The sequence below is a fragment of the Actinomadura madurae genome, assembly GCF_047130825.1.
GTDB lineage: Bacteria > Actinomycetota > Actinomycetes > Streptosporangiales > Streptosporangiaceae > Spirillospora > Spirillospora madurae.
Window position 1 is genome coordinate 5,225,559 of record NZ_CP083237.1, and the last position, 21,950, is coordinate 5,247,508.

A 21,950-nucleotide genomic window follows, 5' to 3' on the forward strand; every position below is an offset into this window, starting at 1 on the left:
GTTCATCCGGAATTTCCGGTGATGCAGTCCTCGGTGGCTTTCTTGTCGGGCGTCTGGAAGCTCTTGGCGCTGGGGCCGGTTGCGGGGGTGGCGACAGGGCGGCGGGGGATGCTGCCGATGGCCGCCAGGGCTGCCAGCGCCGCGGCGGCGGCGAGCGCGATGAACAGGGCGGGGTAGCCGCCGAGGCCGGCGGCCAGGGCGGCGCCGGCGGCGGGGGCGATGGCGCCGGCGATGGTGACGGGCGCGGCCATGACGCCCGACAGGGAGCCGTAGGCGGCGGTGCCCCACCGGTCGGAGACGGCGGTGGCCTGCAGCAGGGTGGCGATGCCGCGCGTGGTGCCGGCCAGCACGGCGATGGCGATGAGCAGCGGAAGGGGGCCGGGCACCGCGGCCAGCACGAAGGTGGTGACGGCGGAGCCGGCCAGGATGCACACGGTGCGGGTCCGGACGCTGCTGCGGCGGACCAGGGCACGGTAGCCCAGCCGACCGGCGACCTGCCCGACGCCGCCGAGGCCGAGTGCCCAGGCGGCGATGCCACTGGAGGCCCCGCGCGCGGTGAGCAGCGGAATGAGGTTGGTCAGCACGGCGAACATCGAGAACGCCGACAATGTCAACGCCGTGGTCAGCAGCAGGAACGGCGTACTGCGCACCACCGTGTGCACCGCGGCGCCCACCTGGTCACTGCCGTCGTCGCGGCCGACATCGCCATCGTCCGCGGCATCGTCCGCGGAGGCGGTGCCGTGCTCGATGGGCGGCGGCCACGGGCGGCGCAGCGCGAGGTAGTGCAGGGGGATGGTCACGGCGGCCAGGACGACGGCGAGGACGAGGTAGACGGCCCGCCAGGACATCTGGGTGGCCAGGGCACTGGTGAGGGGTGCGAAGACGGTGCTGGCCAGGCCCGCGACGAGCGTGAGGGTGGTCAGGGCACCCAGGTGGTGGGGGGCGTAGTAGCGGGTGAGGGCGGCGAACGCGGGTTGGTAGAGCACGGCGGTCATCGCGGTCCCGGCCAGCAGCCACGCGGCCACGAACCAGCCCAGGTTCGGCGCGGCGGCCAGGCCGATGACGGCAAGGACGCCGAGCACTGAGCCACCGGTCATCGGCAGCCGGGGGCCGTGCCGGTCCAGCGCGCGGCCGAGCGGGATGCCGCCGAGCGCGGCCAGGATCAGCGCGGCTGAGAACGCCGTGGTGATGGCGCTGGTGGACCAGCCGGTGTCGCGGCTGATCCCCGGGGCCAGGACCGGGAAAGCGTAGTAGAGGACGCCCCAGCTGGTGATCTCGGTGACGCACAGCGCGAGCAACGGGACGCGGGAGGCGACACCGCCGGCGACACCGGTGTCGACGGCGGGGTGGGCCGCCGCCGACACCGGGACTGAGGATTCGCGGCTCACGGGGCTAGTTGTCGCCTCGTTCGGCGTCGCCGGAATAGCCGTGCACGCTTCCGGTCGTAAAGCCCAGTCCGGCGGGAGCGCCGATGCCGATGGCGACCGGCTCGGGCGCCGATCCGCCGCAGCACGAGCCGCCTCCGGCTTCGTCCACGGTGACCGCGGCCGGTGTCTCGGCGGGTTCGGTGCCGCAGGAGGTGCCGCAGCCGTCGGCGGCGGCGCCGGGCAGCTGGTCCTCAGTGATCAGGTTGGTGGAGCAGACGCCGGTTTCGGGGAGGTCGAGTTCGACGGCGTCGGCCGCGGCCCGGTCTCCGGCCAGGGCGGCGACGATGGAGCGGACCTGCTCGTATCCGGTGGCCATCAGGAAGGTCGGGGCCCGGCCGTAGCTCTTCATCCCCGACCAGGTAGAAGCCGGTCTCGGGGTGGACGAGGTCGCGTTCGCCGTGCGGGGGGACGGTGCCGCAGGAGTGGAAGTTGGGGTCGATCACCGGCGCGAGGCGGACCGGCGCCTCGGTGGCCGGGTCGAGCTCGACCCGGACTTCGCGGAGCATGTCCAGGTCGGGCCGGAACCCGGTGGCCGCCACCACGGCATCGGCCTCGATGACGCGCTCTCCGTCCGGGGTGGTGCCGGCGACCTGGACGGGCCCGGTAGCGGGGCCGCCGGCGGGTGCGGCGAAACCGGTGATCGTGAAGGACCGGACCAACTCGATCTCCCCGCCCTGCACGGCGGCCTTGAGGCGGGTGCCCAGCGCGCCGCGCGCCGGGAGACCATCGGCGTCGCCGCCGCCGTACGAACGGGCGACCGACGCCGATCGGACGGCCCAGGTGATGCGGGTGCCCGGCGCGGTCTTGGCGAGTTCGGCGAGGGCGAGCAGGGTGTTGGCGGCCGAATGGCCCATGCCGACGACCAGGGCGTGCTTGCCGGCGAAGCGGTCGCGGTCGCGGCCCAGCACATCCGGCAGCGGCCCGGTCAGGTAAGGGGCGGCCTGGTCCTCGCCCGGGGCGGACAGGCCGGAGTGGCCGAGCGGGTTGCTGCGGCCCCAGGTACCCGAGGCGTCGATGACGGCGCGGGCGGTCAGGTCGGTGACGGCGCCGTCCGGGCCGACGGTGCGGACCAGCAGCGGCTGCTCGTCGCGGCCGACGGTGCGGGTCACGTCCACGCCGCGCCGGGCGACGGCGATCACGCGGGTGCCGGTGCGGATCCGTTCGGCCAGCTCAGGCACCCTGGCCAGCGGGGCCAGGTAGTCGCGGACCAGCTCGGCGCCGGTCGGCAGCGCCTCCGGATCGGGCAGCGTCCATCCAGTGGGCTCCAGAAGTCGGCGAGCGGCGGCGTCGGTGTCGTACCGCCACGGCGAGAACAGCCGGACGTGTCCCCATTCGGAGATCGCCGCCCCGGCGGCCTCGCCGGCCTCCAGGACCACGAAGTCCAGGCCGCGTTCCGCCAGATGAGCGGCAGCGGCCAGTCCGACCGGTCCCGCCCCGATGACCACCACCGGCAGATCGCCGGAGTCGGCGCTGTCAGCACAGCCGCCCCCGGCGCTGGTCTTGGCCCCGATCACGGTGACCGCCGGGTCCGGGGGCTGCTCGGTGTCGGCGCAGCAGCTGCTGACCCCGCAGCGGCTGCCCCCGGCCGTCGGCTCGGGCGCCTGCTCGGCGGGCTCCTGGGACTGGTCGTTCTCGCTCATGATCTCCTCGCTGCGTTGTGCGGTGGCTTTGCATGGGTGGCCCGTGGAACGGGCGGTTCGGGTCCGAGACAGGTGCGGTGGGCGGCGGTGGCCACTCGGTTGCGGTGAGGGTCCGCACGGCACGCTGATGCAGATTCCCCCACGGTCGTCGTGGAAGGTGACGCGGGTCGCTGAGGCGAACGAGCGCGCCGCGTACCTTTCGTCAGAGTCCGATGGCGCCGGCCGCATCGTGGATGTAGGCGGCGAGCTGACCGGCGACGTAGTCGGCATCGCGGCTCACTCCGCGCACGGTGTTGGAGGAGAACGAGCGCTGGAACTCCAGCCCCAGGTAGACCAGCCCGGCGTGAGTGACGGAGATCCCGTGGACGTGTGCGGGCAACCCTGCGTCGTCCAGAGCTCCCAGTGAGCGCAGGTAGCCGAGATCGGGCCGGTATCCGGTGGCGTACAGGGCCACGTCGACCTTCTCCCGCCGCCCATCCGGCCAGACGACCCCGTCGCCGTCGAATGCGGTGAACATCGGCTGCCGGTCGAACCGGCCTGATTCCAGGGCGTTGCGGTAGTCACCGGTGTCGAGCACGAGCGGGCCAGGCACGAGGTGCCCGAGCCATGGGCCGGAAAGCAGGTCGAAGCCGCTGGTCTCGAGCCAGTGGTGCAGGTCGTGGCCGCCGATCCGCTGGTGCATGAAGGAGATCGGCTGCAGGGTCGCGATGGTCACCGAAGCGACCTCGGCCAGTTCGTAGGCCACCTGGACGCCCGAGTTGCCCCCTCCTACGACGACGACTCTCTGGCCGGCGTATCGCTTGGGGTGACGGTACTGCGCGACGTGCAGGATCTCGCCGGTGTAGTCCTCCTGGCCTGGCAGGACGGGCTGGTACGGCTTGCCGAAGGAGCCGCTGGCGGCGACGATCCCGGCGGCGGGGATGGCCTGACCGTCGGCGGTCTGGACGACGAACCCCCTGCCACGGGATTCGACATCGCTGACTCGTGTCCCGGTACGGATCTCCACGTCGAGGTGGGCGGCGTAACTATCCAGGTAGTCGGCGACCTCGTCGCGCGTCGGATAGCGGTCGGGATCGCCGGGGAAGGGGAAGCCGGGCATCGCGCTGTAGCGGGCGGGAGAGAACAACGTGAGGCTGTCGTAGTAGCCCGGCCAGGAACCTGAGGGGCGATCGCCGGCCTCCAGGACGAGGGGCCGCATGCCCGCATCACGCACGGCACGCGCTGCGGCCAGGCCGGACTGCCCGGCTCCGACGATGACGACTGGATCGGTTGATGTGGTCATGCCCGAGAACATATACGTGATTAGAGATATGTCAAAGCAGCGGTATGTGGTTGAATGACGCTGGAGGGGAGGATCCATGCCGCAAACCTCGACCGTGCCCGCTGCTCCGGACGCCTGCATGGCTGCCTGCGCAGCGTCCGGCACGACAGCGCCCGACGAACAGCAAGAGCCGGTCGAGCTCAGCCCTGCCGTGCACGACTTCCTCAAGGCGCTGGCCAGCCCAACCCGGCAGCGCATCATGCTGTTGTTCGCCCGGGGCGCGGAGCTGTCGGTGAACCAGGTGTCCCAGCTCGCCGGAATCAGCCAGCCCCGGGCCTCCGAGCAACTCGCAGAGCTGAAAAAGGGCGGCATCCTCACCTCCCGCAGGGAAGGCAAGGTCGTTCTGTATCGTGCCGATAAGGAGACCGTCGCCTCCGCTCTGTCCAACCTGCAGGCGTATCTCCAGCATTGCTGCTGATCGCGGAGTGGCCCCTGGCCTATTTCGGACCGGGGCGCCCTGCAGCGCCACGGGCCGAGGCGAACGCGTCCACGTCGATCCGCAGCCGCACGGCCACCGATTCACCGTCCGGGCCGAGCCGCTGAACCGTCATCTCCTCGGACAGCGCCCGAAGCAGCAGCGGCCGATCGCGGCGGGCAGGAACCAGAAGGTGATCGGGGGCAGCAGTTTCCAGAGCGGCAGCCGGGGCCGTTGTCGACGTCGAAGGCCGTCAGCAAGGTGATGTAGGAGACCGCCATGGCGGTGATGTGGTGGCCGCCACCGCATCCGGCGTGCCGCGTACCCGACGCCTGCGGCGGCGATGCCGGACGCACCCGGCAGGAGATGGCCGAGCCTGAGGTTCCGATCACGACGGGCATCCGGTCCCTGGTCCTGTTCGCCTTGACCGCGCTCGCCGAGAGCGACGGCGCCCAACTGATCTGGTAGGGCATCCGCGAGCACAAAGGCGCCTGGTGGATCGTCGCGCTCGGCGTCTACGGCTCCGTCGCCACCTTCCAACCCGACGCTGAATTTGGCCGCATCCTCGCTGCTTACGGCGGCGTGTTCGTCGCCGACCCGCTGGCTTGGGAATGGTCCTCGACGGCTACCGGCCCGACCGCTGGGACATCGCTGGCGCCCTGTCCGCCTGGTCGGCACGTACTGATCATCATGTACGCCCTCGAACCTGTCACCGGTACCGCCCGTCCGCCGACTCTTCAGTTCTCCGGCCGGAGCTCGCCGAGGAGGTTCTCGACGCGCTTGCGGATCTCGTCGCGGATGGGGCGGACGGCGTCGACGCCCTGCCCGGCGGGGTCGTCGAGGGTCCAGTCCAGGTAGCGCTTGCCGGGGAAGACCGGGCAGGTGTCGCCGCAGCCCATGGTGATGACCACGTCGGAGGCCTGGACGGCGTCCACGGTGAGGATCTTGGGAGTCTCGGCGGAGACGTCGATGCCCTCCTCGGCCATCGCGGCCACCACCGCGGGGTTGACCTGGTCGGCGGGCTCCGATCCGGCGGAGCGGACCTCGACCCGGTCGCCGGCCAGGTGGGTGAGGTAGGCGGCGGCCATCTGGGAGCGTCCGGCGTTGTGCACGCAGACGAACAGGACGCTGGGCTTGGCAGAGCGAGACTGATCAGGCATCGGTGTTCCTTCGCTGGTCGAGCCTGGATTGGTCGAGGCCGGGTCGGCCGGGGTCGGGTTGGTCGAGGGTGGTGAGCAGGTCGGTGACGAGCAGGTCGAGCTCGTCGCGGATGCGGCGGATCTCGGCCGGCGGCTGGTGGGCGGGGTCGGGGACGGCCCAGTCCAGATACCGGGTGCCGGGCAGGAGCGGGCAGGCGCCGCCGCAGCCCAGCGTGACCACCAGGTCGGCGGCGGCGACCAGTTCGTCGGTCAGCGGTTTGGGGAACTCCGCCGACAGGTCCACTGCGATCTCGGCCATGACCTCCATGACGGCCAGTTCCAGCTCGGCCGCCGGTGCGGTGCCGGCCGAGCGGGCGTGCAGCCGCCCGTGCCCGCGCGCCATGGCCAGCGCGGCGGCCATCTGGGACCGGCCGGCGTTGGCGTCGCAGACGAACAGCACCTCGGGGACCGGCTTGCCGAGCCGCCCCTCGGCCTGGGCGAGCGCGGTGAGCCGCTCGGCGGCGAACCGCTCGGCCAGCACCACCAGATGGGCGCCGACTTTGGAGGTGCCGCGCAGTTGCCGGTAGGACTCGGCGACCAGACGGCGGGCGGTCTCGGCGGAGACCAGACCGTGGAACCGGTCGGCCAGCCGCGCGGCGATGCGGTCCAGCAGCGCGTCGCCGGGTGTGACGGTCACCGTGGGCCTCCCCCGCACGTCTCCAGGCCGATGCGGGTCATCGCCGCGTCACCGCCCGGCGGCCAGGGACCGGCGACGCAGCCACAGCGACACGTACACCAGCCCCACCAGGACGGGGACCTCGATCAGCGGGCCGACCACACCCGACAGCGCCTGCCCGGAAGTGACGCCGAAGGTGCCGATCGCGACGGCGATGGCCAGCTCGAAGTTGTTGCCGGCGGCGGTGAACGCCAGCGTCGCGGTGCGCGGGTAGGGCAGCCGGACGGCGCGGCCGAGGGCGAAGGATCCACCCCACATCAGCGCGAAGTAGACCAGCAGCGGGACGGCGATGCGTGCGACGTCGACCGGCTGGTTGGTGATGGTGTCGCCTTGCAGGGCGAACAGGATGACGATGGTGAACAGCAGCCCGTACAGCGCGACCGGGCCGATCCGGGGCAGGAACCGGTCCTCGTACCACGTGCGTCCGCGGGCGCGTTCGCCGAGGCGGCGGGTGAGGTATCCGGCCGCCAGCGGGATGCCCAGGAAGACCAGCACGTTCACCACGATCTTGCCGGCCGGGAAGTCCGCCTCGTCGGTCGCCAGCCCCAGCCAACCGGGCAGGACCTGCAGATAGAACCAGCCGAGCGCACCGAACGCGATGACCTGGAAGACAGAGTTGAGTGCGACCAGCACGGCGGCGGCCTCCCGGTCGCCGCACGCCAGGTCGTTCCAGATGATGACCATCGCGATGCACCGGGCCAGCCCGACGATGATCAGGCCGGTGCGGTACTCGGGCAGGTCGGGCAGAAAGGTCCAGGCCAGCGCGAACATCACCGCCGGGCCGATCAGCCAGTTCAGCCCGAGCGAGGCGAGCATCAGGCGGCGGTCGCCGGTGACGGTGTCGAGCCGGTCGTAACGGACCTTGGCCAGCACCGGGTACATCATCACCAGCAGGCCCAGGGCGATCGGCAGCGAGATCCCGCCGGCCTCGACCTTGGCGAGCGCGTCGTCCAGCCCGGGGACGGCGCGTCCCAGCCCGAGACCGATCACCATCGCCGCGACGATCCACACCGGCAGGAACCGGTCGAGGGTCGACAGCCCCGCGACCACCCCGGCTTCCCGCGGACGAGTCGTGGTGCCGGAGTCCTGCGTGCTGGTCACGTGCACGGCCTCTTTCGCCGGTGGGTCTGGACGTCGCGGGCGGCGGCCGCCAGCTCGCCGAGTTCACCCGCCACCTGCTCCAGCGCTTCGGGCCGCAGCCGGTAGTAGGTGAACCGCCCGCAGGGCTCGGTCTCCACCAGTCCGGCTTCACGCAGCGCCCGCAGATGGTTGGAGATGTTGGTCTGCCTGGCGCCGGTCTCCTCCACGAGGTGACAGTTGCACAGCGCCTCAGCGGCCAGCAGCGACACGATCTGGGCGCGCAGCGGGTCGGCCAGCGTCCTCAATAGATCAGTTTGAACTGACATCACCACAGAATGATACAACGACGAGTCGCCGCGGTCCCACCCACCGGCACTGAGCTGGACAAAGTGCGGCGCATCACGCCCGCACGCCGTGACCGTCCACCGCCTTCCGTCTAGTGCACACCGTTGGTCACCGCAGCAGGCCGGTGCGGCCGCAAACTGCCGGGCCAGTGCAGCCCCGAGCCCAGTCCCGCTAGGGCGATCCCTTCAACCCCTAGCGCGACTGGAACAGGGGCGCCGGCCTGGGGCCGTCTGGCCCGTGGCCGGTCCGCTCTGCCGGATCCGGATGGTCAAAGCGGCCGCGGCGCCAGGGCCCGGTGATGGCATAGGTACGGCCGGGCGGTGTCAGGTCGGTGGTGGAGCCGAGGGTGTTGACGAACAGGGTGGAAGCACCAGACCTGCCCGTAGCCCCCGCGGAACCCGTCGGCGCCTGGGGCGTCGCCGTTCTTGGCGTCGCCTCCGCTGGTGGAATTGAAGTAGATGCCGCCGTCGCCGTACCAGCAGCCTTCCAGGCGGTGAACTTGGCGGCCCCGGCGGCCAGGCCCTGGTTGGCGACGGTGGTGGCGCCGTTCAATCGGGGCCGGGGACGTTGAAAGGACTCGCGTCCGACGGTCAGGCCCATGCCACCGGCCCGCTTGTCGACCACCGCGGCGCGAACCGCCTTGGCCAGGTCTCCGCCACCCGCCGAGGCGCCACCCACCCGGGGGTCGGATGGTGAGGCCTGTCGGCGCCGACCAGGCGCGGATGGAGGTCGCTGTTTGTGGCCCCAGGCGGGCCTCAGACGCTAATGCCCATCCGGCGGAGGGTGGCTTGCCGTCCGCTCGGTCACCAGGTGACGTCCAGGCGCTGGGGGCCGCAGAACATCGGGCTCTGGACCTCCTGGTAGGGGGCGTCGGGGGTGAGGAGGCGGAGTCCGGGCAGGCGGTCCAGGAGGACCTCCAGCGTCGCGGAGATCTCCAGGCGGGCGAGTTCGGCGCCGAGGCACAGGTGGATGCCGTGGCCAAAGGACATGTGACGGCGCGCGGTGCGGCGCCGCGGGTCGAACTCGTCGGCGTCCGGGCCGAACACCGCCGTGTCGAAGTTCGCCGACTCCAGGCCGATGATCATGCGGTCGCCGGCCTGGAGCGGTTCGCCGCCGAGGTCGGCCGTACGGCGCACTGTGCGGAAGACCCAGCGGATGGCCGATCCGTGCCGCAGCCCCTCCTCGCGGACGTCGGGCAGCATGGAGCGGTCCGCGAGAAGAGCCTTCCAGCGGTCCGGGACGCTGAGCAGCTGGTACACGGTCGAGCCGATCGTGTACGCGGTGCTTTCGAGTCCGGCGACGAAAAGCTGCCAGGCGTGAAACGCGACCTCCCGGTCCGAGAGCGGGCGCCCGTCGATCCGGCCTGCGGCCAGGCGGGTCAGCAGGTCGTCGGGCTGCTCGGCGGCCGCGCGGCGCTGAACGGCCGCGGCGGTGAAGTACGACTCCAGCCGCCGCCATTCGTCGCTGCCGACGAAGCTCGCGGGCAGCATCGCGGTGATGGCCAGGGAGAGCCGGGCCAGTTCGTCGGCGTCCTCGTTCGGTACGCCGACCAGCCGGGCGATGACCGTCGCGGTCAGCGGCAGCGCGATGTCGCCGACCACGTCGGCCGGACCGCCGTCGGGCAGCGCGCCGACCAGCTCGTGCACCCGCTCGGTGATCCACGGCGTGGCTTCGGCGATCGGGGTGCGGGCGAAGCCGGGGCGCAGCAGGTCGCGCAGGGCGGTGTGCTCAGGGGGATCGCTCTGGGTGATCAGGGACGGCGGCGGCGGTCCGTCCCCGTCACCCTCCAGTACGAAGTTGCCCTCGTTGCTCAGCGCGTCCGAGTCGAGCAGGGCCTTGCGGGCGAACTCGTGCCGTGACACGAAGCCCAGCCCGGGAGCGACGTGCGACACCGGGCAGCCCGACGCGCGCTGCTCGGCCAGGCCGCGCCGCAGGACGTCGACCGGGGCGACCGCCAGGGGGTCGAACGCCGCGCTCTTGCCATCGTCCATGCGAGCCTCCTTCGAAGCATGTGACATTTGACACCTGCGTAGATTATTCAACGTCTGTGGTGAACGTCAACGTCATGACAAGGAGTCGCTAGGGTTCGCCGTGTGAACGCAGAGGGGAAGAACACATCGAAAGGGCGCCGCGCGAAGCGAGCCGAGGCTCCGGCGGCGGGGACGCGCCGCTCGCTCGTCGAGGGGCAGATCCTCGACGCGGCGACCGAGTTGTTCGCCGCGCGCGGTTACGCGGGGACGAGCCTTCAGGACATCGCCCGGGAGACCGGGCTGACGCGCCCGGCCCTCTACCACTACTTCCCCAGCAAGGAAGCGCTCCTGCTGCGGCTGGTCAAGGAGGTCGCCGTCGGGCCGGCGAGCGAGCTGCGGCAGACGCGGATGCGCGAGGACCTGTCCGTCGCCGACCGGCTGCGGGAGATGGCGGCGTCGGTGGCGCGACTGCAGGCGCGGCACCCCGAGCGGTTCCGGCTGCTGATCCGGTCCGAGGCCGACCTCCCGGACGAGATCTCCGAGGCCTACGACACCGCGCGGCGGGACGTGCTGCGCGAGTTCACCGCGCTCATCTCCGAAGGCATCGGAACCGGCGAGCTGCGCGCGGTCGATCCCCGCGTCGCGGCGCTCGGCATCATCGGCCTGTGCAACTGGGTCGCCTGGTGGCACAAGCCCGGTGACGACGAGGCCGATCGGCGCGTCGTGACGGAGCTGGCGGGTATGGCGGTGGCGACGGTGCTGGCGGGCGACCCGCGAGAGGCGTCCGGCACCGGGGTGGCCCGCGTGGTCGAACTGCTCAAGCAGGACGTCACGGCCCTGGAGACGCTGCTGTCGGCGCAGCGGGACTGAGGGCGGCCGAGGACCCTCCACGCCGGACTCGCATGGCAGATGCGGTGTTCGTCCGTCGCCCGTGATTTGACGCGTGTGTAGAATTATCTTCGTTTTAGTCAAACATGGAGGTCGGGCGTGCGTACGTATCGGATCGGGCTGGTGGTCCCCAGCTCGAATGTGACGGTCGAGTCGGAGCTGCCGGAGCTGTTGCGCCGGCACCCGCAGGCCCGCTTCTCCTTCCACGGCAGCCGGATGCGGATGCAGACCGTGTCGCCGGAGCAGCTGCGCGCCATGAACGCCCAGCGGGAACGCTGCGTGCTGGAACTGGGCGACGCCGGCGTCGACGCCCTGCTCTACGCCTGCCTCGTCGCGCTGACGGCCGCCGGCCCCGGCGAGCACCGCCGGGCGGAGGCCGCGGTGGCCGAGCAGCTGGCGGCCGGCGGGTCGGCGGCCATCGTCAGGTCGAGCGCCGGCGCCCTCGTCGAGGGCCTGCGCGCGCTGGGCGCGGAGCGGATCGCGCTGGTCACCCCGTACCTGCGGCCGCTCGCCGAGCAGGTGGTCGGCTACCTGGAGGCAGAGGGCTTCACCGTCGCGGACTGGCGGACGCTCGAAGTGGCCGGCAACGCCGAGGTCGGCTGCATTCCGGGGGACCGCGTCATGGCGGCCGCCCGGTCGCTCGACCTCGGCGGCGCCGACGCGCTGGTCATCTCCGCGTGCGTGCAGATGCCGTCGCTGGACCTCGTCGCCGCCGCGGAGGAGGAGTTCGGCCTCCCCGTGCTGTCGGCGGCGACCGCGGGAGCCTTCAGCCTGCTCACCGGGCTCGGCCTGCCGGCCGACGTCCCCGGCGCCGGGCGGCTGCTGCGACTCGACGTTCCACAGCCGGGCCACCGCGTCCGGTAAAGACAGGAGGTTGTCACCATGTCCGAGCGGCTCGCTCACAAGGCCCGCGGGGTCGACCACGTCGCCTATCCGACGTTCGATCCGGCCGGGACCGTCGCGTTCTACCGCGACGTGCTCGGCTTCCCGGTCGTCCACTCCATCTGCGCCGCGGGCTGGGGGCCCGAGAAGCACCCCGACTTCATCCACTTCTTCTTCGACATCGGCAACGGCGACCGGCTCGCGTTCTTCTACTACTTCGGCCTCGCGCCGTTCGGGGGCGGGCCGAAGGGCGACGCGTACTCCAGGTTCGCGGCGGAGGTGCCGGACTACTTCGTGCGCTCCCGCCACCTCGCGATCCACGTCGACGGCGAGGAGGACCTGCTGGAGTACCGGCGGCGGCTGGACGGGAGCCGGTGGCCGGTGGAGATGCAGATCCGGCACGAGACCATCGAGTCCATCTACACCCACGACCCGAACGGCTACATGATCGAGGTCACCCGCGCGCTGCGCCCCGTCACGCCGCAGGAGGACCTCGACGCGGCCCTGACGATCGACGCGCTGGTGGACGTCGTGTCCGGCCCCGGAGAGCCGAGCATGGCGGCGCTGCTGGAGCGCAAGGCCGAGCTGATCGTCGAGCGTGCGGCACGGTGGCAGGAGCGCCACGGCGAAGGGGCGCGGGAGGCGCAGAGCGCGCGGGGGCAGGCATGACCACGCTGTTCGTCCTCGACGTCCCCGAGAACGTGCCGGTGGTCGAGGTGGCCGGCCGGGACCCGGCGGTGTCCGTCGGCCGCGTCGGCCCCTATTACCGGATCACCTCACCGGGCGCGATCGTGATCGACCGCCGGGCGACCGGCTGCCGGCACGCGGTCTGGTACTCCAGCGTCGCCGGGCTCGGTGCCGCGCGCATCACCCAGCACGACAAGGACGCTCTGCGCGTCGAGCCGGCATGAGCGGCACGCGGCTCGGCTCGGGGCGCTGGGTCGACGCGGGCGCGTTTCCGCCCGGCACCACCGAGAGCACCCATCAGCTGACCACGGCCGACGGGGCGAAGGTCGGCGGGGTGCTGCGGACGGTCGCCGGGGCCACGACCGTCGTGTGCCTCGCGCACCCGCGGCAGGACGTGACCCACCACGTCCTGGTCCCCTACCTGCTCGCGGGCGGCTACGCGGTGTGGACGCAGGGCACCCGCTCGCCCAACAACGACCTGTCGCTGCTGCACGAGCAGGCGCTGCTGGACCTCGCGGCCGGCCAGTGCTTCCTCCGCGAGCGGGGCTGGGTGTCCGCGGTCAGCCTCGGGCACTCCGGCGGGGGGCCGCTGTTCGCCTTCTACCACGAGCAGGCGAACGCGGCCCCGGACGAGCGGATCGCGCGCGGCCCCTCGGGGCGGTCGACCGGGCTGGCCGAGGCGGAACTGCCCGTCCCGGACGCGGCGGTGTTCCTGGCCCCGCACGTCGGGCAGGGGCAGCTGCTGATGCGGCTGATCGACCCGTCGGTCGCGGACGAGGACGATCCGCTGTCGGCCGACCCCGCGCTGGACCCGTACGACCCCGCCAACGGGTTCGTGCCGGCACCGGCGTCCTCGTCGTATCCGCCCGAGTTCGTGGCGCGGTACCGGCGGGCGCAGCGGGAGCGGGTCGCGCGGCTGGACGCGCTCGCCCGCGAACGGGCGGCCGAGGCCGCGGACGCGCGAGCCGCCTACGCCGCCTCCGGCGACCCTGCCGACCGGCGGCGCGCGCTGGCGCCGCGCCTCCTGACCGTCTACCGCACGGACGCGGACCTGCGCGGCACCGACCTGTCGCTGGACCCCAACGCGCGGCCCTACGGCTCGCTGTTCGGTCGGCGGCCCGACCTCAGCGACTACGGCCTGGTCGGGTTCGGGCGGCTGGCCACGCCGGACGCCTGGCTGTCGACCTGGTCGGGGCTGTCGAGCAACGCCGGGTTCCTGCGGTGCGCCCCGGGAGTCCGGGCGCCCGCGCTGCTCATCGGCCTGAGCGGCGACCAGGCGTGCTTCCCCGCCGATCTCGACGCGATGGCCGCGGCGCTGGGAGCGGACGACCTGACCCGCGCGGAGGTGGCCGGGACGCATTTCGGCGGCCCCATCGCCGAGGGCGGTCCGAGCGGTGCCGCGCTGGCGGCCGGGGTGATGCTCCGCTGGCTGGCCGAGCGCTTCCCCGCCGCCCGCACGGCCGGCTGAAGCGCGGCGCCGCCCGTCCGTGGCAGGTCTGACCTGCGGACTCTTGACGGAATGACGATAGTGTCGAATAATCAACGCAATTGTAAATCGCGGGCGCCGATTCCGCCCCGATCTGCAGAGGAGCGACCCCACATGGCATACGTCATCGGCATCGACGTCGGCGGCACGTTCACCGACGCGGTCCTCGCCGACGAGAGCGGTGACATCGTCGCGGCCAAGGCGCCGTCCACCCCGCCGGACTACTCCGCGGGCGTGCTGGACGTGCTCGCATCGCTGTCCGAGCAGCTCGGCACGACCGTCGAGGACGTGCTGGCCGACACCCACCACATCGCGCACGGGACGACGTCGTCTCTCAACGCGCTGGTGATGGGCAACGTGCCGACGGTCGGCTTCGTCACCACGCGGGGGCACCGCGACTCGATCTACATTATGAACGTGGAGGGCCGGTACCTCGGCGGCTCGCCGGACCAGCTGCAGAACGTCCTGGGCCAGACCAAGCCTCCGGGCCTCGTGCCCAAGCGGCACGCCTGGGAGGTCAACGAGCGGATCGACCGGGACGGGCGGGTCGTCGTCCCGCTCGACGAGGAGGACGTGCGGCGCGCGGTCCGCGCCCTGCTGGACGACGGCGTCCGCGCGATCGCTGTGTCGCTGCTGTGGTCCTTCCGCAACCCCTCGCACGAGCGCCGGATCCGCGAGATCGTGCACGAGCTCGACCCGGACGTGTTCGTATCGCTGTCGTCCGAGGTCAGCCCGCGCATCCGCGAGTTCGCCCGGAACGCCACCACGATCATGAGCACGCAGGTCGGCCCGGGGCTGCGCGACTACCTGTCCAACCTGGAGGACAAGCTGCGCCGGCGCGGCCTCACCGGTCCGCTGCTGGTCATGCAGAGCAACGGCGGCGCCGTCGCCGCGCGCGAGGCCCCGGCCGCGGCCATCAGCACGGTCGGCTCGGTGCTCACCGGCGGCATCGTCGGCTCGGTGTCGCTGGGGCGGCAGCTCGGGCACCGCAACATCATCAGCACCGACGTCGGCGGCACGACCTTCCTGGTCGGGCTGGTCGTCGACGGCGAGCCGACCCGGGCGTCCACGACGATCATCAATCACCACCCGATCAACGTCCCCACGCTGGAGGTGCACGCCATCGGCTCCGGGGGCGGTGCCATCGCGTGGATCGACCCCGGCGGCAACCTGCAGGTCGGCCCGCGCAGCGCCCAGGCGGTACCGGGACCGGCGTGCTACGGCCAGGGCGGCACCGAGCCGACGAACACCGACGCCAACCTCGTGCTCGGCATCCTCACCGAGCGCGGCCTGCTCGGCGGCAGGCGGGCCCTCGACCTGGAGGCGGCGCGGGAAGCCATCCGCACCCGTGTCGCCGAGCCGCTCGGCCTGTCCGTGGAGGACGCCGCCGCCGCGATCCACGCCATCCAGAACGCCCAGACCGGCGACCTGCTGCGCAAGGTCGTCGTCGAGGCCGGGCACGACCCGCGCGAGTTCGTGCTCTACGCCTTCGGCGGCGCCGGTCCCGCGCACTGCGCCGGCTACGCCGCCGAACTCGGCGTCGGCCAGGTGGTGGTGCCGCTCGGACAGGTCGCCTCCGCCTTCTCCGCCTACGGTCTGGTGGCCTCCGATCTGGCGCTGGCCGCCGAACTGTCGGACCCCTCGCCGTTCCCGATGGACCCGGCGGCGGTCGAGAAGAACTTCGCGCAGTTGGAGAGCCAGGTCCGCGAGGGGCTGGCCCGCCAGAAGGTGCGGTTCGCCGACGTCCGGCTGTACCGCGAGATCGACATGCGGTACTCCATGCAGCTCGCCGAGCTCGCCGTGCCCGTGGACGACGGGCCCGTCGACGAGGGGCGGATCGCCGCCGTCGCCGCACGGTTCGAGCGCCGCTACGCGGAACTGTACGGAGAGGGCTCCGGCTTCCGCGAGGCCGGCATGCAGGCGATCACCTACCGCGTGCGGGCGGTCGGCGTGCTGCCGTTCTCACCCGCGCTGCCGGCCGTCGCGCCGGCCGACGGCCCGGACCCCGCCGCGGCCCGCGTGGGCAGCCGCCCGATCCGGCTCGGTGCCGGCGGCTACGTCGACACCGCCGTCTACGACTACGCCGCGCTGGGCGCCGGGCACCGCATCACCGGCCCGGCCATCGTCGAGGTGCCCACCACGACCGTCGTCGTCCCCGCCGGCACCGCCGGCACGGTGGACGGCCTCGGCAACCTGACCATGACCCGCGAGGAGGCGGCCCGATGACCATGCCAGTCGCAGGCTCCGAGCAGTTCGCCAGCCGGCCCGTCGACCCGGAGGCGCTGGCCGCCTCGCTGCCGGCGTCGCTGCCGCTGCACACGGTGAGCCAGGAGCAGATCGACGCACTCGACCCCCTGACCTACGAGGTCGTCCGGCACCGCCTCTGGTCGGTCACCGAGGAGATGGGCGAGGCGCTGAAGCGGATGTCCGGCTCGCCGATCGTCACCGACGCCAACGACTTCGACTTCGCGATCGGAGACGAGCTCGGCCAGGAGGTGCAGGTCGGGCTCTACAACACGATGCTGGTCGGCGCCGTGGACCTGGCCGTCTACTGGACGCTCGCCAACCGCGCCGCCAACCCCGGCATCGCCGAGGGCGACATGTTCCTGTGCAACGACCCCTGGGTGGGCGGCGGCCTCCACCAGAACGACGTGATCGTCTACCAGCCGATCTTCTACGAGGGCGAGCTGTTCGCCTGGACCAGCGGAATCTGCCACGAGCCCGACCTCGGCGGCGTCGGGCTGGGCTCGTTCTCGCCCGCCGCGCAGGACGTCTTCTCCGAGTCGGTGCCGACCCCGCCGGTGAAGGTCGTCCGGGACTTCACGATCCAGAACGACATAGCGGACCTGTACGTGCGCCGCTCGCGCGTGCCGATGCTCGTCGGCCTCGACCTGCGTGCCCAGGTCGGCGCCAACAACGTCGGCCGGGAGCGCCTGCTCGCCGTCATCGAGCAGTACGGCGCCGACACCGTCAAGGCCGTGATGAAGCGGATGATGGCCGACGCCGAGCACCGGCTGCGGGCCAAGCTGACGAGCCTGCCGGACGGCACCTGGCGCGCCACCGGCTACCAGGACCAGTCGCACGAGGGCGACCGCGGGCTGCACAAGATCACGGTCGCGATGACCAAGGCCACCGACCATCTGACCTTCGACTTCACCGGCACCGACCCGCAGGCGGGCGTGATCAACTGCACGTACGCGGGGATGCGCGGCGGCGTCATGCTCGCGCTGCTGCCGATCCTCGCCGGCGACATCCCCTGGTCGGCGGGCGGGCTGATGCGCTGCTTCGACCTGATCGCCGAGGAGGGGACGATCAATAACGCGACCTTCCCCGCCGCGGTCAGCCGCGGGCCGATCGGCCCCGCCTGGCTGACCGGGACCCTGGTGGCCGAGTGCCTGTCGCAGATGCTCGACCGGTCGGTCGAGCTCGGCCGCAGCGTCCAGGCGTCGTGCTGCGGCACCTGGGACACCGCCGTCATCGCCGGGCTCGACGAGCGCGGGGACGTGCCGGTGCCGTTCCTCAACATCCTGATGGAGCCCATGGCCGGCGGCTACGGCGCCCGGCCGCACGCCGACGGCATGGACACCGGCGGGCTGTTCTGCATCCCGATGGGACGGGTGCCCGACACCGAGATGTCGGAGTTCCTCTACCCGATCCTGATGCTGTGGCGCCGCGAGGAGCCGGACTCCGGCGGGAGCGGCCAGTACCGCGGTGGGGTCAGCGCGTCCCTCGCGATGACGCCGTGGAGCACGAACACGCCGATGGGCCTCGTGCTGGCCTCGGCGGGCAAAGCCGTCGCGCAGAACAACGGCCTGGCCGGCGGCCATCCCGGCAACACCGGCCTGGAGATCATCGCCCGAGACACCGGGGTCGCCGGAGCGCTCGGCGGCGGGCGCATCCCCGCCGATCTCGCCGAGGTCGGCGGGCAGCAGGAGGTCGGGCAGAATTACTCGCAGACCTATCTGGCGCCCGGCGACGTGTTCTACATGCATTGGCAGGGCGGTGGGGGCTATGGAGACCCGCTGCGCCGCGACCCTGCGGCGGTCGTCGCCGACCTGCGCGAAGGGAAGATCACCATGACCGGTGCGCGCGATGTCTACGGCGTCGTCGTGAGCGGGGACGGAACAGTCGACACCGCCGCGACCCGGGACGCGCGGGACGCGCTGCTGGCCCGGCGCCGCGAACGGGCCGCCATCGACGCGCCCCTGGACTCCGACCCGATCGATCCGGCGGCGGCGAGGCGCCTGGACGTGAATCTCGTCCTCGTCGACGACGGCGGCCACCCGGTCGTCGGCTGCGCTCATTGCGGCCACCGGCTCGGCGACCGGCGCCACGGCCCCGCAATGGCGCTCGCACGCTACGACGGACCGCCCGAGGACGCCGGGCCCCAGGTCACCGCGCGCGCCGCCGACTACGTCGACGCTCCGGTGGTCTTCCGGCAGTACTGCTGCCCGAACTGCTGGACCGCCATCTACTCCAGCGTCGTCCCGGCCGACCACGCGGACCACGTCTCCGCGCTGGAGCGGCTGCTGCCCGCCGAGGCCGGGGCCCGATGAGGCTCGCATCGGTCGCGGTGCTCGGGGGCGGGCCGGGCGGGCTGTACGCGGCCCGGCTGATCAAGCTGGCCCGCCCCGGGTGCGTCGTCGACGTCTACGAGCAGGCCACCCCGGAGACCACGTTCGGGTTCGGCGTGGGCCTCGCCGCGGGGACCCAGCACAACCTGCGCCAGGCCGACGAGGCGTCCCTGGCCGACATCATCGACCACAGCCATCCGCACGAGATGAGCCTGCGCGTCGGCGACCGGGTCGCGAGCATGCCGAACGGGAACCTGCTGGCGATCGCCCGCACCACCCTGCTGACGGTGCTGCAGCGGCACGCGGAGGCGGCCGGCGTCCGGCTGCACCACGGACGGCGGGCGGACGCCGACGCGCTCGACGCCGACCTCGTCATCGCCGCCGACGGCGTCAACAGCGCCACCCGTGACCGCCACGCGGCGGACTTCGGCGCGCAGGTCGAGTCGGGCGACGGCCTGTACCTGTGGTGCGGAACCGACGCCGGGCTGCCGAGCGCGCTGTTCATGCCGGTCACCACGAGCGCGGGAACCTTCGTCACGCACGCCTATCCCTACGCTCCCGATCGCAGCACCTTCCTCGTCGAGACCGATGAACGGACCTGGAGGAACGCCGGTTTCGCCGGCACCACCGAGGCGCTGGCGTCCGGTCCCGCCGACGCGTCCGACGAGACCGCGCTGCGCTACCTGGAACGCGCCTTCGCCGACCCCCTGCGCGGTCACGCCCTCATCGGCAACCGGACGCGCTGGCTGCGGTTCCGCACCGTCCACTGCGAGCGCTGGCACCGCGGCAACGTCGTGCTGCTCGGCGACGCGGCCCACACGGCGCACTACTCGATCGGCTCCGGGACCAAGCTCGCGATGGAGGACGCCATCGCCCTCGTCGCCGCCCTCGGCGAACACGGCACGCTCGCCGACGCCCTCGACCACTACGAGGCCGAGCGGCGTCCCGCCGTCGAGCACCTGCAGGACGTCGCGGCCCGCAGCCGGCGGTGGTGGGACTCCTTCCCCGGCCGCCTGGACCTGCCGGTCAACCGGCTGCTCGTCGCGTACATGACCAGGGCGGGCAAGGTGACCCTGGCCCGGTTCGCCGAGTCGGCACCGCACGTCGTCGGCGCGGCCCTGGCCGAGTATGCCGGCCGCCCGTGCCCCGGCGACCGGCCGCCCACCGGTGACGCACTGATCGACTTCGTGCTCCGCCAGCCGCTGCGCCGCGACAGGATCGCGGTCCCCGACCGGACCTCCCTGCCAGAGGGCACGATCGTGGACGTCGAGTTCGCCGATGCCGATCCGTGGGGACCCAAGGCCGACGCGGTCCTGAGCCGCTTCGACCAGGCGGCCGGCTCGGACGCGGCGGCGGTCCGGATCGCCGGCCCGCCGGACCGGGACGATCTACTCAACCGCCTCGAACTCGGCGACCGGCTCCGCGGCCGCGGCCTCCCGGTGATCGTTCGAGGCCCCCGCGAGTTCCTGCCCGATCTCGCCGCCGGCCTGGTCGCCGGCCGCGCCGACCTGGTGGAGGCCGGCTGAGCCATGGCACTCGCCGACCACGATGAAATCGACCATTCCGCCAAGGCGCCGCCGTTCCCGCCGGAGGCGGTCCGCCGCTACCGCGCGGCCGGCCTCTGGGAGGAGCTGACACTCGCGGAGCAGTTCCACGCCGCCGCGGTCCGGCACGGCGACCGGCCCGCCGTGGTCGCCTCCGAAGGGCGGCTGAGCTACCACGACCTGGACCGGCGCACCGATCTGTTGGCCGCGGGCCTGCACGCCGCCGGGCTGCGGCCCGGAGATCCGGTGCTGTTCCAGGTCACCAACCGGCTCCACACGATCCTCGCCTGGTACGGCGTGCTGAAGGCCGGGCTCGTCCCGGTGGCGACGCTCGCGCTGCACCGCAGGCACGAGCTCGGCCAGATCGCCGCCCGCACCGGGGCGCGCGCCCACCTCGTAGAGGTCGATCCGGAGGACAGGTTCGACCTGGTCGCCCTGGCGGACGAGCTGCGGCGCGACGCGCCGGCACCGCGGCACGTGATCACTGCGGGCGCGGCGGAGGACCGGCCCGGCTGCCTGCGGCTCGAAGACCTCGGCGCGGACACCGACCCGGCCGAGGCCCGCCGCCTGGTCGAGCGGATCCAGGACCGGCTCGACCCCGACGGCGTGGCGGTCTTCCAGCTGTCCGGCGGCACGACCGGCGTCCCCAAGGTGATCCCGCGCCGGCACGCCGAGTACTGGTACAACGCGGCCGCCTACGCCCGGTGCCTGGGGTGGGACGCCTCCAGCCGGGTCGGGCACATCATCCCGATCATCCACAACGCCGGAATCGTCTGCGGCCTGCACGCGGCGCACGGTGTGGGCGCCCGCCTGATCCTCGGCTCGCCGAACCCGGGACGGTCCCTGCCGCTGCTGGCCAGGGAAGGCGTCACCGACCTGGTCATCGGGCACGGTCACTTCCAGGACGTCGCCGACCAGGGCATGGGGGCGCTGGCCCCCACCCTGAAGCGCGCGATCCTGTCCGGCGCCAAGATCCCGCCGCGGCTGATCGAGCACATCGAGCGGCTCGGCGTCTGGCCCGGCCAGCTGTTCGGCATGGCCGAGGGCTTCTTCGCCGTCACCGGGCCGGGCACCCCGCGCGAGGCGCGGGCGCAGACGGTGGGCGAGAAGCTGTCGCCCCTGGACGAGTTCGTGATCCTCGAACCCGGCACCGAGAACCCCGTCCCCGACGGGGTCACCGGCGAGCTGTGCTGCCGCGGCCCGTACACCATCCCCGGCTACTACGACGCTCCTTCGCACAACGCCGGAGCGTTCACCTCGGACGGCTTCTACCGCACCGGCGACCTGGCCTCGGTGCGGGTCTTCGGGGGCAGGCGCTGCCTCTCGATCGACGGCCGCATCAAGGACCTGATCAACCGGGGCGGAGAGAAGATCAACGCGGAGGAGGTCGAGCTGCTCCTGCTCCACCACCCCGGCATCGCCGAGGCCGCGCTGGTCGCCATGCCCGACCCGCGGCTGGGCGAGCGCGCCTGCGCCTTCCTCGTCCCCGCCGGCCCCGAGCTGACCATGGAACAGGTCCAGCACCATCTCGACGGCCTCGGCGTCGCCAAGTACAAGTGGCCGGAACGGCTGGTCTGGGTCCCCGAACTGCCCCGCTCCAACGTCAACAAGATTGACAAGAAGACCCTGCGCAGCTGGGCCCGGAACAGATGACCTCTCCAGCGGCACTGGGCCGAGGTCAGGGACCGAGCAGCCCGATCAGCGCGCCAACGTCCCGCAGCGCTGAGATGCTGCTGGAGCAAGGCACCACCCTCTGTGGCCCCGAAGATGGCCTCGACGATGTTCTGCTCCGTCGAGCCCGGCCACCGCGTGGTGG

Annotated in this window: 19 protein-coding genes and 1 pseudogene; 12 read left to right on the forward strand and 8 right to left on the reverse strand. The window is 72.4% G+C overall.

Features of this window, described 5'->3' with window-relative positions; all coding sequences use genetic code 11:
- Nucleotides 1-2 precede the first annotated feature (2 nt).
- The 3 genes from K8Z49_RS23595 to K8Z49_RS23605 all read right to left on the reverse strand — a co-directional run bounded on the left by K8Z49_RS23595 (nt 3) and on the right by K8Z49_RS23605 (nt 4,349).
- Nucleotides 3-1,388, reverse strand: a complete 1,386-nt coding sequence (locus K8Z49_RS23595) for an MFS transporter (RefSeq protein WP_412520945.1) — start codon at nt 1,386-1,388, stop codon at nt 3-5.
- A gap of 230 nt (nt 1,389-1,618) precedes the next feature.
- Entirely contained in the window at nt 1,619-3,067 is a 1,449-nt protein-coding gene (locus K8Z49_RS23600) for an FAD-dependent oxidoreductase (RefSeq protein ID WP_412520947.1), read from the reverse strand.
- A gap of 202 nt (nt 3,068-3,269) precedes the next feature.
- Nucleotides 3,270-4,349, reverse strand: a complete 1,080-nt coding sequence (locus tag K8Z49_RS23605) for a flavin-containing monooxygenase (RefSeq protein ID WP_075021634.1) — start codon at nt 4,347-4,349, stop codon at nt 3,270-3,272.
- Between the two features lie 76 nt (nt 4,350-4,425).
- Between K8Z49_RS23605 and K8Z49_RS23610 the strand changes: the two genes are divergently transcribed.
- The 3 genes and pseudogenes from K8Z49_RS23610 to K8Z49_RS23620 all read left to right on the forward strand — a co-directional run.
- Nucleotides 4,426-4,806, forward strand: a complete 381-nt coding sequence (locus tag K8Z49_RS23610) for an ArsR/SmtB family transcription factor (protein ID WP_021598041.1) — start codon at nt 4,426-4,428, stop codon at nt 4,804-4,806.
- 276 nt (nt 4,807-5,082) lie between these two features.
- Entirely contained in the window at nt 5,083-5,271 is a 189-nt protein-coding gene (locus K8Z49_RS23615; RefSeq protein WP_412520950.1) for a hypothetical protein, read from the forward strand.
- Nucleotides 5,272-5,301: 30 nt separating this feature from the next.
- Nucleotides 5,302-5,376: pseudogene (locus K8Z49_RS23620) on the forward strand (hypothetical protein); the annotation flags it as partial.
- A gap of 164 nt (nt 5,377-5,540) precedes the next feature.
- Here K8Z49_RS23620 and K8Z49_RS23625 read toward each other — a convergent pair.
- From K8Z49_RS23625 to K8Z49_RS23645, 5 genes are all read right to left on the reverse strand, one after another.
- Complete coding sequence (locus tag K8Z49_RS23625; protein ID WP_021598038.1) at nt 5,541-5,963, reverse strand: arsenate reductase ArsC; 423 nt, start codon at nt 5,961-5,963, stop codon at nt 5,541-5,543.
- Nucleotides 5,956-6,639 (reverse strand): three-helix bundle dimerization domain-containing protein, encoded by a 684-nt coding sequence (locus tag K8Z49_RS23630; protein WP_412520952.1) that lies wholly within the window; start codon nt 6,637-6,639, stop codon nt 5,956-5,958. The genes K8Z49_RS23625 and K8Z49_RS23630 overlap by 8 nt, the downstream gene beginning before the upstream one ends.
- Nucleotides 6,640-6,687: 48 nt before the next feature.
- A complete protein-coding gene (gene arsB / locus K8Z49_RS23635; protein WP_412521152.1) occupies nt 6,688-7,671 on the reverse strand; it encodes an ACR3 family arsenite efflux transporter in 984 nt (327 codons plus the stop codon).
- Nucleotides 7,672-7,775: 104 nt separating this feature from the next.
- Nucleotides 7,776-8,084, reverse strand: coding sequence for an ArsR/SmtB family transcription factor (locus K8Z49_RS23640; RefSeq protein WP_412520954.1), 309 nt, complete (start codon nt 8,082-8,084; stop codon nt 7,776-7,778).
- An 822-nt stretch (nt 8,085-8,906) separates the two neighbouring features.
- A complete protein-coding gene (locus tag K8Z49_RS23645; protein ID WP_412520956.1) occupies nt 8,907-10,094 on the reverse strand; it encodes a cytochrome P450 in 1,188 nt (395 codons plus the stop codon).
- Nucleotides 10,095-10,196: 102 nt separating this feature from the next.
- Here K8Z49_RS23645 and K8Z49_RS23650 point away from each other — a divergent pair, with 102 nt between their 5' ends.
- The 9 genes from K8Z49_RS23650 (at nt 10,197) to K8Z49_RS23690 (ending at nt 21,787) form a co-directional block, all read left to right on the forward strand.
- Complete coding sequence (locus tag K8Z49_RS23650; protein WP_021598032.1) at nt 10,197-10,943, forward strand: TetR/AcrR family transcriptional regulator; 747 nt, start codon at nt 10,197-10,199, stop codon at nt 10,941-10,943.
- Between the two features lie 117 nt (nt 10,944-11,060).
- Complete coding sequence (locus K8Z49_RS23655; RefSeq protein ID WP_412520958.1) at nt 11,061-11,825, forward strand: Asp/Glu racemase; 765 nt, start codon at nt 11,061-11,063, stop codon at nt 11,823-11,825.
- A gap of 18 nt (nt 11,826-11,843) precedes the next feature.
- Entirely contained in the window at nt 11,844-12,512 is a 669-nt protein-coding gene (locus tag K8Z49_RS23660; RefSeq protein ID WP_412520960.1) for a VOC family protein, read from the forward strand.
- Nucleotides 12,509-12,754 (forward strand): hypothetical protein, encoded by a 246-nt coding sequence (locus tag K8Z49_RS23665; protein ID WP_021600373.1) that lies wholly within the window; start codon nt 12,509-12,511, stop codon nt 12,752-12,754. The genes K8Z49_RS23660 and K8Z49_RS23665 overlap by 4 nt, the downstream gene beginning before the upstream one ends.
- Nucleotides 12,751-13,998, forward strand: a complete 1,248-nt coding sequence (locus K8Z49_RS23670) for a hypothetical protein (protein ID WP_412520964.1) — start codon at nt 12,751-12,753, stop codon at nt 13,996-13,998. The genes K8Z49_RS23665 and K8Z49_RS23670 overlap by 4 nt, the downstream gene beginning before the upstream one ends.
- A 132-nt stretch (nt 13,999-14,130) precedes the next feature.
- Complete coding sequence (locus K8Z49_RS23675; RefSeq protein WP_412520966.1) at nt 14,131-16,242, forward strand: hydantoinase/oxoprolinase family protein; 2,112 nt, start codon at nt 14,131-14,133, stop codon at nt 16,240-16,242.
- Nucleotides 16,239-18,572, forward strand: a complete 2,334-nt coding sequence (locus K8Z49_RS23680) for a hydantoinase B/oxoprolinase family protein (RefSeq protein ID WP_412520968.1) — start codon at nt 16,239-16,241, stop codon at nt 18,570-18,572. Before K8Z49_RS23675 ends, K8Z49_RS23680 begins: the two co-directional genes overlap by 4 nt.
- Nucleotides 18,569-20,116, forward strand: a complete 1,548-nt coding sequence (locus tag K8Z49_RS23685) for an FAD-dependent monooxygenase (RefSeq protein ID WP_412515209.1) — start codon at nt 18,569-18,571, stop codon at nt 20,114-20,116. The genes K8Z49_RS23680 and K8Z49_RS23685 overlap by 4 nt, the downstream gene beginning before the upstream one ends.
- A 3-nt stretch (nt 20,117-20,119) precedes the next feature.
- On the forward strand, nt 20,120-21,787 hold the full coding sequence (locus K8Z49_RS23690; protein ID WP_412515210.1) for a (2,3-dihydroxybenzoyl)adenylate synthase: 1,668 nt from the start codon (nt 20,120-20,122) through the stop codon (nt 21,785-21,787).
- Nucleotides 21,788-21,950 lie beyond the last annotated feature (163 nt).